The organism is Collinsella aerofaciens (assembly GCF_040910325.1).
In the GTDB taxonomy this organism is placed as follows: domain Bacteria; phylum Actinomycetota; class Coriobacteriia; order Coriobacteriales; family Coriobacteriaceae; genus Collinsella; species Collinsella aerofaciens_BL.
In genome coordinates this window covers 38,602-52,234 of sequence record NZ_JBDGAV010000005.1, presented here as the reverse complement: position 1 = coordinate 52,234, position 13,633 = coordinate 38,602, and the positions used below count along the sequence as shown (strand labels likewise).

The window sequence follows — 13,633 nt, the reverse complement described above, 5'->3', positions numbered from 1 at the left end:
GACGACGATGCGCCAAGGGGCCCGCGTCTGATATTTACAAAAGCGCGGCCTTGATGACGGGAGCTTCGGCGAGCTTTTCGGCAGCCTTTTCGTCGGAATCGTTTAGTGCTGCCAGGCTTCGGTAGACCCACTCGTTGACCTGGGTGTTCTTGACGCCTGCAGTCTGCATAAGGGCGCCTACCTCGCGGATTGCTGCGAGCAGATCGGCTTTGGGACCCGCGAGCTCGACCTTGATGCCGTGGTAGGCGGCCACGCCGCGGTTCTCGCTCACGTGGTCGATAAAGCCCTCGACGGTCTCAAGCTGCTGGGCGAGAGCTGCATCATCGTCAGCGTCCAGCGCAACAAGGGCGTTCGAAACCGTGAGGGCGGGATGTCCGCAGGGGACAAAGCCTTCGATGACATCCATAGCTTCGGTAATGGTTGAACCCAGACCTGCGAGGGCATTGACGAGTTGCTGCTTGGTATCCATAACGGTCCTTTCGACGGGTCAATTATGCTTGGCGAAAATATACGTGACGCGATCGGTAGCAAAAGTGCGAAGTGCGGAGCACATTGGGGTCTTCACAGCTCGTGCATAGAACAGCTGTCTGCCTTTAGAACGTGGTAAGATAGCTATCCACGAGCGGGGTTCACCCCGCGTGTTCCTTGAAAAGTCGACGGGTGTTGGGTACTCGTGCCCAATGCTATCCAGACTTTCCCGACATTCGGGGGCGACTGGTTTCGACACGATAGCTCTGAGAGAGGAAGCAAGCCGAGGTCTCCTCGCCTCGTTAAACAGGGGTACCGTCAAATTGAATTGACAACAACTCTTCTTTTGAGCCTATGGCTCTCGCTGCTTAATTTATAGCGGCGCGTCAACCCGGTGATTTCCCCGACACCGGCGCGACGTCATTTTAGGGGAATGCTCCTGCGCACGTAATCGGTATGGCGCAGGCTAAGACCGAACCGGTTAGGACACCGCGAGCGTGTCGCTGCGCGCAAAGCGTCCGAGACTAAACCAGCGACTGAGCTTGGAGATGCCAATCAGGGGGCTTTCGTGGACCGGAGTTCGATTCTCCGCGCCTCCACCAACTGTTCAGTAGGCGAACACATACGCGTGTTCGTCGTCAGGCGGGCGTTCGTGTTGCTCGTCAGATAGAAAGAAGCCGCTCCATACGGGGCGGCTTCTTTGCGTTCTAGGCCTGCGGCATGATCTCCTGCTCGCCGTCCTCGTCCATGTACGGCATGAGGAACACGCCTCCCTGCTCGGTGGTAAGCAGCAGGTACTCGCGGTTGTGCTCGTCGCACACGATTTCCTGGCCGATGCCCTCGGGCAGGTCGTATATGGGGCCGTCCGTGCGGGCTTGCCTCACGGTCACGTCTTGCGCTCCCATGGCCTGCGACGCGCAGCTGGCGGCGGCCAGGACGATGAACAGCAGGACGACCGCCGCGAGGATGGGGCCGCACCCGCCGTTGCGCTCCTCGTCTGCGGGGCTCGGGTACGGCATGGCCTATCCCACCTTCACCAGATAGTCGTCGGCCTCTGGCTTGCCCGTGGCCTTGCCCACGGCGATGTAGCGCGTTGCGCCGCTGTAGCCCGTGTATCGGCCCCAAACGTAGCCGTCGGCGATCTTGTACCAGTTATCCAGCGTCACGGTCTCGCCGCTGGAATAGTGCGCCACCTCGGTGCCGCCCAGGCCGGGGGCGTCGCGCACGCGCAGGTAGTCCACAGTGCAGCGGTAGGTGCCGCCGAAGTTCTCGGTCGTTTCCTGCTGCGCGGGCTGCGGCTGCGGGACGGCTGCGGGGGCGCTTCCAGCAGTGATGCCGAAGCATTCCAGGTAGATGCGCGCCAGCTCGTCCAGGTTGCCGTTGAACTTCTCGCGGTCGCCGTCGTTGTCGATGAAGCCGTTCTCGCACAGGCGGTAGTTGATGCCGCGCGCGGCGGCTCGGTTCGGGTTCGCGAGGTCGGAACGGCGCACCAGCTTCTCGGAGCGCCCGGGCATGAACGCCGCCAGCTTGTCGGCCAGCGCATTGTCGTACTCGTCAGGCTCAAAGCCCTCCTTGATGATGACGTGCGCGCCGTGGGCCGTGGCGATGCCGCTGGCGTCCATGTGCAGCTCCACCACTGGCGCGTCGGTGCTCAGGCGGTTAAGCCCGCCGTCGGCGTACCAGTTGCGGGACGTATCGCCCAGCTCGACCTCGGAACCGCCCAGTTCCTTGATTCGCTGGCCCAGGGCGCGAACGCGCTCGGCCTCGGTGCAGCCGCCTGCGCAGCAGCCAGGGTCGCCAGCGCCGTGGCCGCAGATGATGAACAGTTTAGCCATTGCCTACTCCTTCCCGCCTACGGTCACGCCCAACAGGGCGTCGAGCCACTTGGATGTGATGCCTACCGACTTGAACAGCGTGTAGGCCGCCTGCACGCCGCCTACCACGGCGAAGGCGCACGTGACCCATGCGCCCGGGTCTGCGGGCACGCCGCCCACGAAGCCGGTCACGACGCCCGCCAGGAGCGAGCAGCCCAGCGCCAGGATGCGCGCGGCCTTGCCGGTCATGGCCTCGGTCTTGATCAGCTGTACCGCGAACGGCACGGCGAAAGACAGCACGATGGCTGCGATTGCTTGCATTTCTGTCATTTCGGATTCCTTTCTATCGAGCCGATTCCTTGTAGAGCAGGTCAACGCGGTCGGCGATGTGGTCGACCTTCGCCGCCATGCCCTGGCTGCGCGCCTGGCTGTTCGCCAGGTCGGCGTGCAGCACCTCGTTGGAGGTCACGACGGACTCCATGAGCGCCTTCATAGCCTCCATCAGCGCGTTGCTGCGCTCCATCTGCGCGGCGATGCGGCCCTCCATCTGGCTGCGCTCGCGGTCGCGCTGCGCCCGCTCGTTCACCTCGTCCTGCTTTCGCTCTTCGCGCTTGAGGTCGATGTTCGCCTTGCGCTCGTTCTGGGCCTTGAACTCTTCGAGGAACTGCTTGCCGAAGTACAGGACCACTAGGACGAGCAGCGCGCCGAAAAGCGACCCGGGGCCGTACGGCGCGAAGATTTCCAGCACGTCGGTCATTCGTTTTCTCACCTCCTCGAATCGCTGCCGCGATTGTCCGCGAGGTGTCGCCGGGCAAAAGAAAAGCGCCCCCGAAGGGGCGCTCGCTACTCCTGCGGCGCTTCCGGCTGGTCGGGCTCCATGGCTTCCAGCTCGTTGATGCGGTCGCGCCACGTCTGGCGCTGCGAGATGATCTCGGCCACCTCCTTGGCAGCTGCGGCGATGGCCGAGAGCAGGTCGGTGATGGACGATGCGGAGAAGATGCGCTCCACCGCCTTCATGACCTTGTAGTCGCTCTGCTCAAGCTGCTGTTTGTAGCCGTTGATCTCCCCGGCGATTTCCTGTTCTGTCATGGGTCGCTCCTTCCGTTGCTAGGGTAGGGGCATGTTCCCATCCGTGTCGCCTCCAGGTTTGGATTGCATTGAGCAACCCCCCCCGCGGGATTTCCGAACAGGCTGCGGTACAGCGCGTCCATGGCCCGCACGCTGCGGTGCGCGTCCAGCCGCTTCATGCCTCCGCGCCAGCTCTGGTAGCTCTGCTCCACCTGCTCGGGGGTCATGATGCCATCGGCGACCATGCGGGCCATCTTCTTGAGCTTGCGGCGCTCCCGCGTTATGGAGTCTCGGCACGGCTTCACGACTATGCGGCCCGTCTCCGTGTAGAAGATGCGCTTCTTCAGCCACGTGAACCCGCGCGTGAGCTTCACCACGCGCGTCTTGCGCGGGTTCAGCTCGATGCCCAGCTCGGCGCATTTGCCCTCTATCAGCAGCAGGCACACCTGCAAGTAGTCCTTGGACTCGTGTATCAGGTAGAAGTCGTCCATGTAGCGCCCGTAAGACTCGGGGCGCAGCATCTCGGTCACATAGTGGTCGATGCGGTTGGGGTGGGCCACGGCGCATATCTGGTTCGGCTCGCTGCCCAGCCCCAGGCCCACATCGCCCTGCGCGTCTATCAGGCGGTGCTCCAAGGCGACCACGCGCGGATCTAGCAGCGCGGAGGCCACCTGGTCTTTGACGGGTTGGTGCGCTATGCGCGCGAAGTAGTCGGAGAAGTCGCCCAGGAGGATGTAGCCATCGCCGCCGTGCTTCCTCCAGTTGTCGGCCAGGTGGCGCTTGAGCAGCCTCAGGGCGTAGTCGGTGCCGCGCCCCTTTATGTTCGCGGAGTTGGCGGCTATGAGAGTGGGGACTATGGCGGGAACGAGCGCGTTTTGTGCCAGGGACTTCTGCACCACGCGCTCGGGGAAGTGTACGGCGCTGATATGGCGCAGCTTGCCGCGCTCCCACAGGTCGAACCGTATGAAGCCCCGGCATATGTCGCGGCCCTCCAAAAGGTCGCGGCGGGACAGGACGGCGTTGCGCAGGTAGCTTTTCATGTATCGCTGCGTGGATGCCTTCCACATCACGCCGCGCGCGGCCTGCTTCGATGCCTTGCACAGGCTGTTGAGGTCGGCCACGGTATCAAGCGTGCACGCCTTGACGCGCTCGGCCTTGGCCTGCGCGCGCTTCTCCTCGCGGCGCTTGCGGCGCGCCGCCCGCCTTTGCTCGGAGTTCACAGGAGGCACCCCGCGCGGCTTGCAATGTGGCTCTGGCAGCCGCTTGAGGTATGGCCATGAAACGCGGCGAAGCCACGGAGCGCCGCGCCATGCAAGCAGCGTCCGGCCACCCTCGCGGGGTGCGTATTTACGGGCGCATGCCCGACGGTCGCGCCTTCCTTCCTCTTCGCGCTCTGCTTTCGGCTCTGGGGCCTACTCGGTCTGGCAATAAGGGAATCCGGGGCGGGGGCGAACCCAGACGTTCGTCGCCGAGTTGTAGTTGGCATTGCCGTTGTTGTTGACATAGCACACGTTGGACGCGGAGCCCGACGCAACGGAACGCAGCCACCAATTGTACCGATAAACAAGGCGCGACCGCCGTCCATTATAGCGAACGCAGGCGCTCTAGCTCGGCCTCGGCCTCGGCTATGCGCTCCTCGGTGGACTTCTTGCCGGTGACGCGCACGTTCTTGCGCGCGCCCTTTAGCAGCTTGATCTCCTCCTCGACCATGGCCGCCAGCTCCTCGAAGCGGTTGGCGTTCACGGGCAGGCCGATATCCATGAGGCACTGCATGTCCAGCATAAGCTGCTCGCAGTCCGCTATGGCCAGCGTCAGGTAGCGTTTCCTCTCCAGCGCGTTGAACGAGCTGTTGGGATAGAAGCAGTCGGCGCGGTTGACGTTGTACACGATGCTGCGCGCCGTCTCCACGGTCGGCACCGCGTTCAGCAGCCTGTAGGCTTTCGGCACGACCGACGAGGAGGCCATGAGCTTGTTGACCTCCACGCGGATGGCGATGGCCTGCGTGAAGAACTTGTACTCGGACACCTCGCGGTTTCGCTGGTATACGCCGCTCATGGCACCTCCCGGAAATAGTGGCGAAAAAAACGGCCCGCTGCGCGGGCAGGGATGCGACCGCGCAAGGCGGTCGCATCGAAAGAGAAGTATAGAGCACTCGGCTGGCTAGCCGACGAGGAAGCCGGGGCGGGGGCGAACCCAGACGTTCGTCGCCGAGGAGTAGCCGGCATAGCCGTGGGCGGCTGACATAGCACACGTGGGACGCGGAGCCCGACGCAACGGAACGCAGCCACCAAGCGTACCGAGTTCCGTTCAAGCGGTGCGCGGTATCGCGGAACAGGTCGAACTGGCAGTCGAAGCCCACGCTGTAGCCCTTGGTGCCCCACACTGGGCAGCCGTACACCTCCATCTCGGAGGGCGACCACACCTTGCCGATGTCCTGCCAGCTCCAGCTGTTGGAGTCGCTGAGCGCGCCGCTCGCGCTGTAACGCTCCTCAAGCAGCACGCGCTGGGTGAGCAGGTACTTGGTCAGCCCCTCGGGCAGGCACGCCTCGAACAGCTTCTCCCACGCCTTGAGGTTGCTGTTCAGGTACGGGTTCTTCACGTCTGCGGTGCCCTGGTTGGTGTTCGCAGTGTTCCACATCAGGTAGCTGTCGTTGGCCACGCCGGTGACGGTCTTGGCCACGGCGACGGGCGCGGACGCGATGAACGCGATGTGGTGGCCCTTGGCGCTGTCGCCGCACTGGTAGTACGGGTCGAAGTGCGCAAGCAGGAAGCGCACGGACTGCTGGGCCGCCACATTTGACGCGCTCACGAGCGGCACGTCGATGTAGTCGCCCACGCGCAGGCCTGCGAAGTTCGCGGCGGCGATGCGCTTATGCAGCGCGTCGTACACGCCGCCGCTACCGATCTCTCCCGCCAGGATGGTGGCGATGTTCTGCCCGCCGTACTTGCCGATTTGGTCCTGGCGGTTGTACTCGGCGTTGTTGAGCGCCGTCTGCGCGTTTCTGCGCGCGGTATCGTCGATGACCTCGTAGCCGATGCCGCCCACCGACAGGGTTTTCGCTTGTGCCATTTCGTTGCCTTTCTACTTGAGGTTGAGGGTTGTGCCGGACGCCGTGCAGGTGCTCCCGAACGTGACGGTGCTGCCCGATGCGCTGGCCTTGGAGGCGGGGCAGTACACGGTGCCGTCGTCGTAGATGAACGCGTCCGTGGCGTCGGCAAGCTTGCCGTACAGGTCGGCTATCTGCTGCTTCTGCTTGGCCATGTCCGAGCTGCCCGCGCTGCCCTGCGCCACGCTGTTGGCTATCTGCAGGGCGGTGTTGGCCGCCGCGTCGGCGTTCGAGGCCGCGCCGTTTGCCGCAGCCGTGGCGGCTTGCGAGGCCGTCTTCAGCTGCGCCGCCTCGGTGACGCGGGCGCTTTCCGCCGCGGCGCGCTTCTTCTCCGCCTCTGCGCGCCCGGTTTCGGCGGTCTGGCGCGCCTTCTCGTTCGTGGCGCGCTGGTTTTCCGCGCTCGCGCGGGAGGCCTCGGCCTTCTGCATCTGCGCGTTCAGCGCGCTCACGTCGGCTAGCTGCCCTTCGAGGTTCGCGATGATCGCCTCCACCGCATCGACGTACGGGCCGGATATCTCGCCCGACGCGCTCGCCGAGGGCAGCACGTTCACCAGGACGTTCTCGGTGGTGGCGTCCAGCCCTGCCGCGTTCCGCACGCGCACGTAGCACACCTTGAGCAGCCCGGCCACGCCGAAGACGGCGGGGTCGACCGTCACGGTGGCCACGTTGTCGCTGATGCCAGTGAACTGCTGCTCCACGTAGGTGTGGTCGGGTTTCGCAGCCATGAGGTGCACCTTGCAGCCCGTCAGGGCCGCCTTCTTGTCGCCGTCGTAGATGGCGGCCTTCAGGACCTCGGCGCTGTCGCCCTGGTGCACGGTGATGACGGGCGGCGCTATGTTGGTCTTCTTGAGGTTGAGCGTAAGCTCGTGCGTTGCCATGCCTCACTCCTTTCCTTCGGCCGCAAGTGTCTGCGATATGTCGCCGGGTTGCGCTCTGTGGACCCCGCATATCTCCTCGTCAGTGAGCGCCGAGAAGTCAACGGCGTTGGCCTCGCCGCCTTCCGCGTCCATGACGGCCACGGGGCTGGACACGAGCGTGAAGCCGCCCTTGCCGTCGAACTCGAATACGTCTTCCGATTCCACGATGGCCCGCGCCGTGGCCGGGTCGCTGATGCACTCGAACACCGGAAGCGCCTCGGGCGGCTTCGGCGCGCCGTCGAGCGCCTGCGGCGCTTCGGGCTGCTGCACAAGGTGGTAGAACATTCCGTTTCCTCTCTCGCTGGTCTAGTTTCCCGTGATGCTGCTCATGCCGGTGATGATTCCGTTCACCACGTTGATGGTGCCCCACGTCCAGTTGTTGCCGTTGTTGGTGATGCACCCGATGAACTGCGTGGAGCCCGTGTACCCGTAGGTGCCGCCGCTGCTCGGACTGGTTCCTATGGCGAACTTCGGGGCGAGTATCCTGGCGGTGTCCGACGACCCAATGTCTGCGCGGCTGCTATCCAGGTACACGTAGTTGTTGGAGTTCTCCTGCAGCTTCACGTACGCCGAGCCGCCCGCGTTGCTGTTGCCGCTCTTCATGTACAGCTGCTCGTCGGGATGGCTCATGTAGCCCGCGTAGTAGGGGGTCGTCAGCCACGTCTGGCGGTAGTAGCGGTTGACTGCCAGGAAGCCGTAGCCGCAGGCGGATATGCCCACGCCGTCGGTCGAGCTCGCCGTGGGGCTGTCCTTCGCGTGGACGGCCTCGATGGTGCAGTACTCGGTCGAGCCGTTCACGAACGACGCTCCCGGGTGGTTGCTCGTCGTCGTGCCGGTGGTGATGTAGTTGGTTGACGACGTGCCGACCATGTTGCAGCGGAACATGGAGGTGCTGCCCACCAGCACGGTGCCCGCGATGATGGAGCCGTTCTTGTCGTATATCTGGAAGCCGTTGGTGGCGTTGATATAGACCCTGTTGCCGTTGCTGTCGGTCATGAAGATGGAGCCGTCGCGCAGGTAGAAGGCCCCGCTGTCGAGGTCCCAGTACGAGTTCCCGCCTTTGATGCGGCCCGTGGTCAGCTCGTCGGCGGTCACGCCGTCGCCGGTTATGGCCGTGCGCCACTTCCACGCGCCGCTGGAGTACTTGGAGTTGGCCACGCCGATGATTCCGCCGCCTATCTTGACGCACTTGGTGGCGCTCTCGGGCTTTTTGTCGTACACCAGGATGCCTTGGCCGGGCTCCTCGTACACCCAGCCACCCGTGGTGTTCACCTCGCTGTTGAGCATGTCAACGATCTTCTTGCGGATATCCGTCGGCAGCTGGTCGAGCTGTTTCTGCAGCCCATCCACCTCGCCCTCGGCGCTCGTCAGCCGTTCGTCCAACTTGCCCGTGACGCCTTCCAGGTACTCCTTGTTGGCCTCGTCTATCTGCTTGAGCACGCTCTCGCTTTGCTCTATCGACGTGTCGGTGTACAGGCGCAGCACCTCGTCCAGGGCCAGGTTGCCGTCGTCGGAGTACTTCTTCAGCGCCTCCTCCAGCGTGGTGTCCCCGTTGTCGGCGTACTCCTTGAGGGCCTTGTCCAGCTCGTCCCTTATCTGGTCGGTGTAGTCCTGGGCGGTGCCGCCGACCTCCTTGGCGTACGCCTTCTGGCGCTCCTCGGCGGCCGCCAGGCTCTCGCCCCATTTGCCGGTCGATGCCTTGTTCGAGGCGTTCACGGCCTCGGTCACGGTCGCCCGGATGGTCGAGGCGGTGGACTTGGCGGCCGACTTCTGCGCGGCCATCAGCTCGGCGACCGTCTGGTAGTTGCCGAACGTGTAGGTGACCTCGCCGGGGCGCAGCTGGTCCTCCACCACCTTGGTGATGCGCGTGCGCACGCGCAGCGGCGGGTCGTACACCTTGTCCACCACGGTCACCAGGTCGCCCTCGTCCGCGCCCTCGAAGCCCTCGCCGGCGCGCGCAAGCGCCACGGCGTCCACAGTGTAGGACACGGTGGGCACGCACGACTTCGCCAGCTGCGCCTCGGTGAGCTTCTTCAGCTCGGCGGCGTCCTCGCAGTCGGAGAACTCCACGTCGCCGAACACGTGCGCCTTGCCGCCTTTGCCGTCGGGCCGTCCCCAGCGCGCCAACGCGTCGGCCGACCCCACCCAGTTCTGCCCGCCGTTCACGCCGCCGAAGGTCAGCTTGCGATCGTAGCCGCCCGTCAGGTTGCCGTCCTCGTCGGCGGTCTGCAGGGACTTGCCGTAGCCGTACAGGGCGGTGCACACGTTGCCCTCGTCCACGCTGCGCTTGACGCTCACGAGGTCCTTGGCGTAGGTGAAACGCTTGCCGTTGTCCTCGCCGACCTGCTTGGCCATGCACACGCGGCGTGCGGTCACCTTGGTGCCGCTCACCTGGATTTCGAACGACAGCTCGCCGCCCCAAGTGTCTGCCACGTCGTGGATGGCCGCCCATGCGTTGGTGTGGTAGAAGTTCGTGCCGGCCTGCCCGAGGTCGGCCACGGTTCCGACCTGCCAGCGCGAGGAGGACAGCGCCGAGGCCAGCGCGGCGTAGGCGCTCACGTCGTAGGGGCGCTTGTCCTCCAGGTAGTCGCCCAGGAGCTCGATTTGCGCCGAGGTCGGGCAGTAGTACGTGTAGAGGATGCCCGCGCTTGCGCGCTCCTCCTCCACGCCGTCCACGATGTTCTCGTGCCAGCGGCCCTTGAGGTCGCGCCACACCAGGCGGTCGCCCTTGTCGAGGCGCGCCAGCGTTGTGATGCTCAGGGCGTTCTCGCCGTTGACCTCGCGCGTGTCCTCGCACTCGAACAGCGTCTTGATGGGTCCCTTGTACGCCTCCCAGCGGTCGCATGCCCACAGAATCATCAGCCCACGTACCTTTCCGTCCACTGTACCGTCGCGGTGCCGCTGGACAGCTTGAGGCTGTTGGCCCCCGGCTCCAGCGGGAAGAAGTCACTCTCGAAGGTCACGGGCGCTGGGCTGCCGTCCACCGTGGCCTGCGGGGCGGCCATGTCGATGACCACCGCGCTCGATGCCGTCACCGCCTTGTCGATCTGCACGAATTCGCCCGTGCCCATGTTCGTCAGCCGCAGCGCCGACGTGCTGCCGCCGGGCCTGACGGTCACGGTGGGGTAGGTGCGGAACGTCCCGCCCACCTGCACGCCCGAGGTGCCCGACACGGTTGCGCGCCCCTCGGCCCCGTAGGCCACGGGGTCGTATGCCGTGAACGTCAGCGTGGCCTCGCCGGTGTGCCACAACGTGTCGAGCGCGCCCGGCGAGGTCAGCACGGCCATGTAGCGCAGGCCCAGGTGCCTCTCGTCGTCCAGCCACAGCTCGGCCTCCTTGAGACACAGCAGGCGCGAGGCCATGAGGCGGCGAAGGGCCGCCATGTCGTCGGCGGGGCGCGCCCTCCAGGCCGCCGCCACGTCTATCGTCAGGGGTTTCAGCTCTGCGCGCATGAAGCGCGAGCCGGGCTGCCCGGGCACGTCGCGCGTGGCGATTTCGTACTCGGGCAGCAGCGAGCGGGTCACGAGCCGGGTGTCGAACCACGGCGCGAAGTCGAAGCCGTTGTATATCATGCGAAGCACTCCTGCCGTTTGATTTCCTTGGCTATCTGGCGGGAGATTTTCTCGATGTCGGCCTCCTCCCGCACGGTCGCGTACAGGTTGATTGTCACGTTCGTGTCGCCATGGGCCGCGCCGCCCTTGCCGTCGAGCAGCTTGGCGATGCCCTCGGCCAGCGGGCGCGCGCCGCGCTCGTTGAACGGCACCACGCCCTCGGGGCCCGCCTCGCCGACGCCGATGACGCTGGGGCCGTTGAACACGCCGCCCTTGGCGTACCAGTCGATGCCGAAGTGCGGCACGCTCGGCGGGGCGATGCTGAAGCTGCCGGAGATGGACAGGTGCGGCAGCTTCAAGTGGGGCAGCGACCACGAGAAGTTGAAGAACCCCTTGATGGAGTCGATGACGTTGCGCACGGTGTCGCGGGCGTTCTGTATCGGCGTCTCGATGGCGCTCTTGATGGAGTTCCACACGCTGCTCACGGTGTCCTTGGCGGCGTTGAACACGCTGGAGATCGTGTCGCGGATGCCGTTCACGATGCTGGATATGGTGGAGCTGATGCCGCCCCACACGCTCGACGCCGTGCTGCTCACGGCCCCCCATATGGAGTTCCACACCGCCTGAATTGCCGACAGCACCGCCGATATGGTGGAGCTGATGGCATTGATGGCCGCGCCTATCGCCGAGCTGATGGCGTCCCATATGCTGGAGGCGGTGAAGCTCACCGCGCCCCACACCGTGTCCCACACGCCCTGGATGACCAAAAGGGCCGCGCCTATCACGTCGCTAACGTACTGGATGTATGCGCTCACCGCGCCGTAGATGGCCTCCCATATGGCGCTGGCGGTGCCGCTGATGCCTTCCCACGTCGCGCCCCACCATTCGGAGAGCGCCGTCACCACGTCGGTGATGACCTGGCTCACCGCGTCGATGTAGCTTCCCACCGCGCTGCAGATTGCGTCCCATGCCGCCGTCAGCTGCTCGCCGAAGTTCTCCCAGATGAAGTTCCAGGGTATGAGCAGCGTCTCGATGGCCAGGTTCAGAATCTCGCCCAGCAGCATCACGGCGACCTGCACCACGTTGCAGATGCCGTCCCAGATGGACGAGGCGGTGCCGGCCAGGCCTTGGAAGAACCCGGATATGGCGTCGATGGCCCCCTGCACCGTGGAGCAGATGCCGTCCCACACGCCGCCCAGCTTCTCGCCGAGCTGCGAGAAGAACTCGCCGACGCTTTGGGCCACGTCGCCCGCCACCTGGATGGCCACCTCGAACGCGGCGCACACGGCATCCCACACGGCGGTCACCGCGTCGCGGAACTCCTCGCAGTTGTTCCACAGCAGCACCACGGCGGCGATGATGGCCGCTATGGCCGCTACCACGGGGTGCGCGGCTATGAGCCCCAGCGCGCCGGTGCCCAGCTTGCCGACCACCTGGAAGGCCGCTCCGATTTTCGGCACGGTGTCCACGACGGTGCCGACCGTCGACAGCACGGGGCCTATGGCGGCCGCTATCGTGGCGATCGCCAGCACGGCGGTCTGGCCGCCCTCGCCGATGCCGGCGAACCACTCGGAGAACGACTTGACGACACCCGCCACGTTGGTGGCGATGTTGAGCAGCGGCTCGCCAAGCGGCTCGATGGAGCCTTGCAGCTCGCGCATGGCCTCCTGCGATTTCACGGCGAAGCTGTCGGAGGCGGCCTCCTGGGCCTGCTGCGCAGCGCCCGCCACGTCGCCGAAGCTGTCCTGCACGCCAGCCAGGGACTCGATCATGCCCATGGCATTGTCCTCGCCCAGCGAGGACCACAGGGTGGAGGCCAGCGCGGCCTTGTCGTACTCGTTTGGCATCTGCGTGAGGTCGCCCAGCACCGCCTGCAGCATGTCCTCGGCGGTGGCGCTGCCGTTCTTGAAGTTCTCGAAGACCTCCTGCGTGCCCTCGCTGAACGAGCCGATGGATTCCTCCATGCGGCCGTCGGACAGCGCCGTCAGGAACTCGTTGAGGTAGTCGCCCACCTTGTCCAGGTTGTACGCGCCGTTGGACGTGCCCGCTTCGAGCAGCGAGAAGTACTCGCTGGCGCTCATTCCCGCCTCGCCCCATCGCACGGAGTATTCGCTCAGGTTGTCGCCCAGCTCGTCTGTGTAGTTCAGGCCGCGCTGCATGCCCGCCGTCAGCAGGTCGCTGGCCTCGGTGGCGGACAGCCCGAAGCCCTCCATGAGGGCGTTGGTGCCGCGTATGGACTCGTTCACGTCTGCGCCGAAGGTGTCCGACAGCATGAGTGCGTTGGTGGTGACGGTCTGCAGGTCCTCGTCGGACACGTCGCGAAGGGTGGACTTGCACTGGATCAGCGCATCGTTGACCTCGTCCAGGGACTGGCCCCAGCCACCCTCGTATATGCGCTTGCCTATGCCGCTGAAACGCTCGGCCTCCTCGCCGGACACGCCGAACGCGGCGGCTATGCGGGCGTTGGCCTGCTCGTAGTCGCTGGCCACGCCGAACACGGCCTTGCCGGCGGCCACCACGGGCGCGGTCAGCGTCACCGTGGCGGCCGTGCCGGCCTTCTTGAACGAGGACGACAGCTTCGCGGCCTTCTCGTCGCCCTCGGTTATGTTCTTCCAGGAGATGCCCTGGAGGTCGCGCTCCAGGGCCTTGATGTTTTTGGATACGTCAACGGTGTCGAGCACCGCTTTGATGATGACGTTGCCGTCCAT

General features: G+C 65.2%; 13 protein-coding genes, 1 other RNA gene and 1 pseudogene. 1 reads left to right on the top strand and 14 read right to left on the bottom strand.

The features are described from left to right. Positions 1-34 precede the first annotated feature (34 nt). Complete coding sequence (locus AB5Z25_RS03385) at positions 35-469, bottom strand: hypothetical protein (protein ID WP_368134788.1); 435 nt, start codon at positions 467-469, stop codon at positions 35-37. Positions 470-706: 237 nt separating this feature from the next. Here AB5Z25_RS03385 and ssrA point away from each other — a divergent pair. Beyond that, positions 707-1,070: a transfer-messenger RNA gene (ssrA, locus tag AB5Z25_RS03380) on the top strand. Positions 1,071-1,175: 105 nt separating this feature from the next. Here the strand turns inward: ssrA and AB5Z25_RS03375 are convergent. The 13 genes and pseudogenes from AB5Z25_RS03375 to AB5Z25_RS03315 form a co-directional block, all read right to left on the bottom strand. Next, positions 1,176-1,487 carry a hypothetical protein gene (locus tag AB5Z25_RS03375; RefSeq protein WP_117637894.1) on the bottom strand — a complete coding sequence of 104 codons (312 nt, stop codon included), beginning with the start codon at positions 1,485-1,487 and terminating at the stop codon, positions 1,176-1,178. A gap of 3 nt (positions 1,488-1,490) precedes the next feature. Then, a complete protein-coding gene (locus tag AB5Z25_RS03370) occupies positions 1,491-2,303 on the bottom strand; it encodes an N-acetylmuramoyl-L-alanine amidase (protein ID WP_117765363.1) in 813 nt (270 codons plus the stop codon). Positions 2,304-2,306: 3 nt separating this feature from the next. Next, a complete protein-coding gene (locus tag AB5Z25_RS03365; RefSeq protein ID WP_117637892.1) occupies positions 2,307-2,612 on the bottom strand; it encodes a hypothetical protein in 306 nt (101 codons plus the stop codon). Between the two features lie 13 nt (positions 2,613-2,625). Further along, positions 2,626-3,039 (bottom strand): hypothetical protein, encoded by a 414-nt coding sequence (locus tag AB5Z25_RS03360; protein ID WP_117765361.1) that lies wholly within the window; start codon positions 3,037-3,039, stop codon positions 2,626-2,628. A gap of 86 nt (positions 3,040-3,125) precedes the next feature. Next, positions 3,126-3,371: a hypothetical protein gene (locus AB5Z25_RS03355; protein ID WP_117637890.1), complete on the bottom strand. Its 246-nt coding sequence runs from the start codon at positions 3,369-3,371 to the stop codon at positions 3,126-3,128. Next, entirely contained in the window at positions 3,368-4,570 is a 1,203-nt protein-coding gene (locus AB5Z25_RS03350) for an RNA-directed DNA polymerase (protein WP_368134787.1), read from the bottom strand. The genes AB5Z25_RS03355 and AB5Z25_RS03350 overlap by 4 nt, the downstream gene beginning before the upstream one ends. A gap of 192 nt (positions 4,571-4,762) precedes the next feature. Beyond that, a pseudogene (locus AB5Z25_RS03345) lies at positions 4,763-4,903 on the bottom strand (DUF6273 domain-containing protein); the annotation flags it as partial. A gap of 31 nt (positions 4,904-4,934) precedes the next feature. Next, complete coding sequence (locus AB5Z25_RS03340) at positions 4,935-5,405, bottom strand: hypothetical protein (protein ID WP_199669199.1); 471 nt, start codon at positions 5,403-5,405, stop codon at positions 4,935-4,937. A 1,027-nt stretch (positions 5,406-6,432) separates the two neighbouring features. Beyond that, a complete protein-coding gene (locus tag AB5Z25_RS03335; RefSeq protein ID WP_368134786.1) occupies positions 6,433-7,335 on the bottom strand; it encodes a BppU family phage baseplate upper protein in 903 nt (300 codons plus the stop codon). A 3-nt stretch (positions 7,336-7,338) separates the two neighbouring features. After that, positions 7,339-7,659: a hypothetical protein gene (locus tag AB5Z25_RS03330; RefSeq protein ID WP_368134785.1), complete on the bottom strand. Its 321-nt coding sequence runs from the start codon at positions 7,657-7,659 to the stop codon at positions 7,339-7,341. A gap of 21 nt (positions 7,660-7,680) precedes the next feature. After that, on the bottom strand, positions 7,681-10,233 hold the full coding sequence (locus tag AB5Z25_RS03325) for a phage tail spike protein (RefSeq protein WP_368134784.1): 2,553 nt from the start codon (positions 10,231-10,233) through the stop codon (positions 7,681-7,683). Next, positions 10,233-10,946, bottom strand: coding sequence for a distal tail protein Dit (locus AB5Z25_RS03320; protein ID WP_117637885.1), 714 nt, complete (start codon positions 10,944-10,946; stop codon positions 10,233-10,235). The genes AB5Z25_RS03325 and AB5Z25_RS03320 overlap by 1 nt, the downstream gene beginning before the upstream one ends. After that, complete coding sequence (locus AB5Z25_RS03315) at positions 10,943-13,633, bottom strand: phage tail tape measure protein (RefSeq protein WP_368134783.1); 2,691 nt, start codon at positions 13,631-13,633, stop codon at positions 10,943-10,945. The genes AB5Z25_RS03320 and AB5Z25_RS03315 overlap by 4 nt, the downstream gene beginning before the upstream one ends.

Excerpts from the sequence above, each read along its gene's own strand:
- AB5Z25_RS03385 (WP_368134788.1), bottom strand. The coding sequence starts at position 469 with ATGGATACCAAGCAGCAACTCGTCAATGCCCTCGCAGGTCTGGGTTCA.
- AB5Z25_RS03375 (WP_117637894.1), bottom strand. The coding sequence starts at position 1,487 with ATGCCGTACCCGAGCCCCGCAGACGAGGAGCGCAACGGCGGGTGCGGC.
- AB5Z25_RS03370 (WP_117765363.1), bottom strand. The coding sequence starts at position 2,303 with ATGGCTAAACTGTTCATCATCTGCGGCCACGGCGCTGGCGACCCTGGC.
- AB5Z25_RS03365 (WP_117637892.1), bottom strand. The coding sequence starts at position 2,612 with ATGACAGAAATGCAAGCAATCGCAGCCATCGTGCTGTCTTTCGCCGTG.
- AB5Z25_RS03360 (WP_117765361.1), bottom strand. The coding sequence starts at position 3,039 with ATGACCGACGTGCTGGAAATCTTCGCGCCGTACGGCCCCGGGTCGCTT.
- AB5Z25_RS03355 (WP_117637890.1), bottom strand. The coding sequence starts at position 3,371 with ATGACAGAACAGGAAATCGCCGGGGAGATCAACGGCTACAAACAGCAG.
- AB5Z25_RS03340 (WP_199669199.1), bottom strand. The coding sequence starts at position 5,405 with ATGAGCGGCGTATACCAGCGAAACCGCGAGGTGTCCGAGTACAAGTTC.
- AB5Z25_RS03335 (WP_368134786.1), bottom strand. The coding sequence starts at position 7,335 with ATGGCAACGCACGAGCTTACGCTCAACCTCAAGAAGACCAACATAGCG.
- AB5Z25_RS03330 (WP_368134785.1), bottom strand. The coding sequence starts at position 7,659 with ATGTTCTACCACCTTGTGCAGCAGCCCGAAGCGCCGCAGGCGCTCGAC.
- AB5Z25_RS03325 (WP_368134784.1), bottom strand. The coding sequence starts at position 10,233 with ATGATTCTGTGGGCATGCGACCGCTGGGAGGCGTACAAGGGACCCATC.
- AB5Z25_RS03320 (WP_117637885.1), bottom strand. The coding sequence starts at position 10,946 with ATGATATACAACGGCTTCGACTTCGCGCCGTGGTTCGACACCCGGCTC.
- AB5Z25_RS03315 (WP_368134783.1), bottom strand. The coding sequence starts at position 13,633 with ATGGACGGCAACGTCATCATCAAAGCGGTGCTCGACACCGTTGACGTA.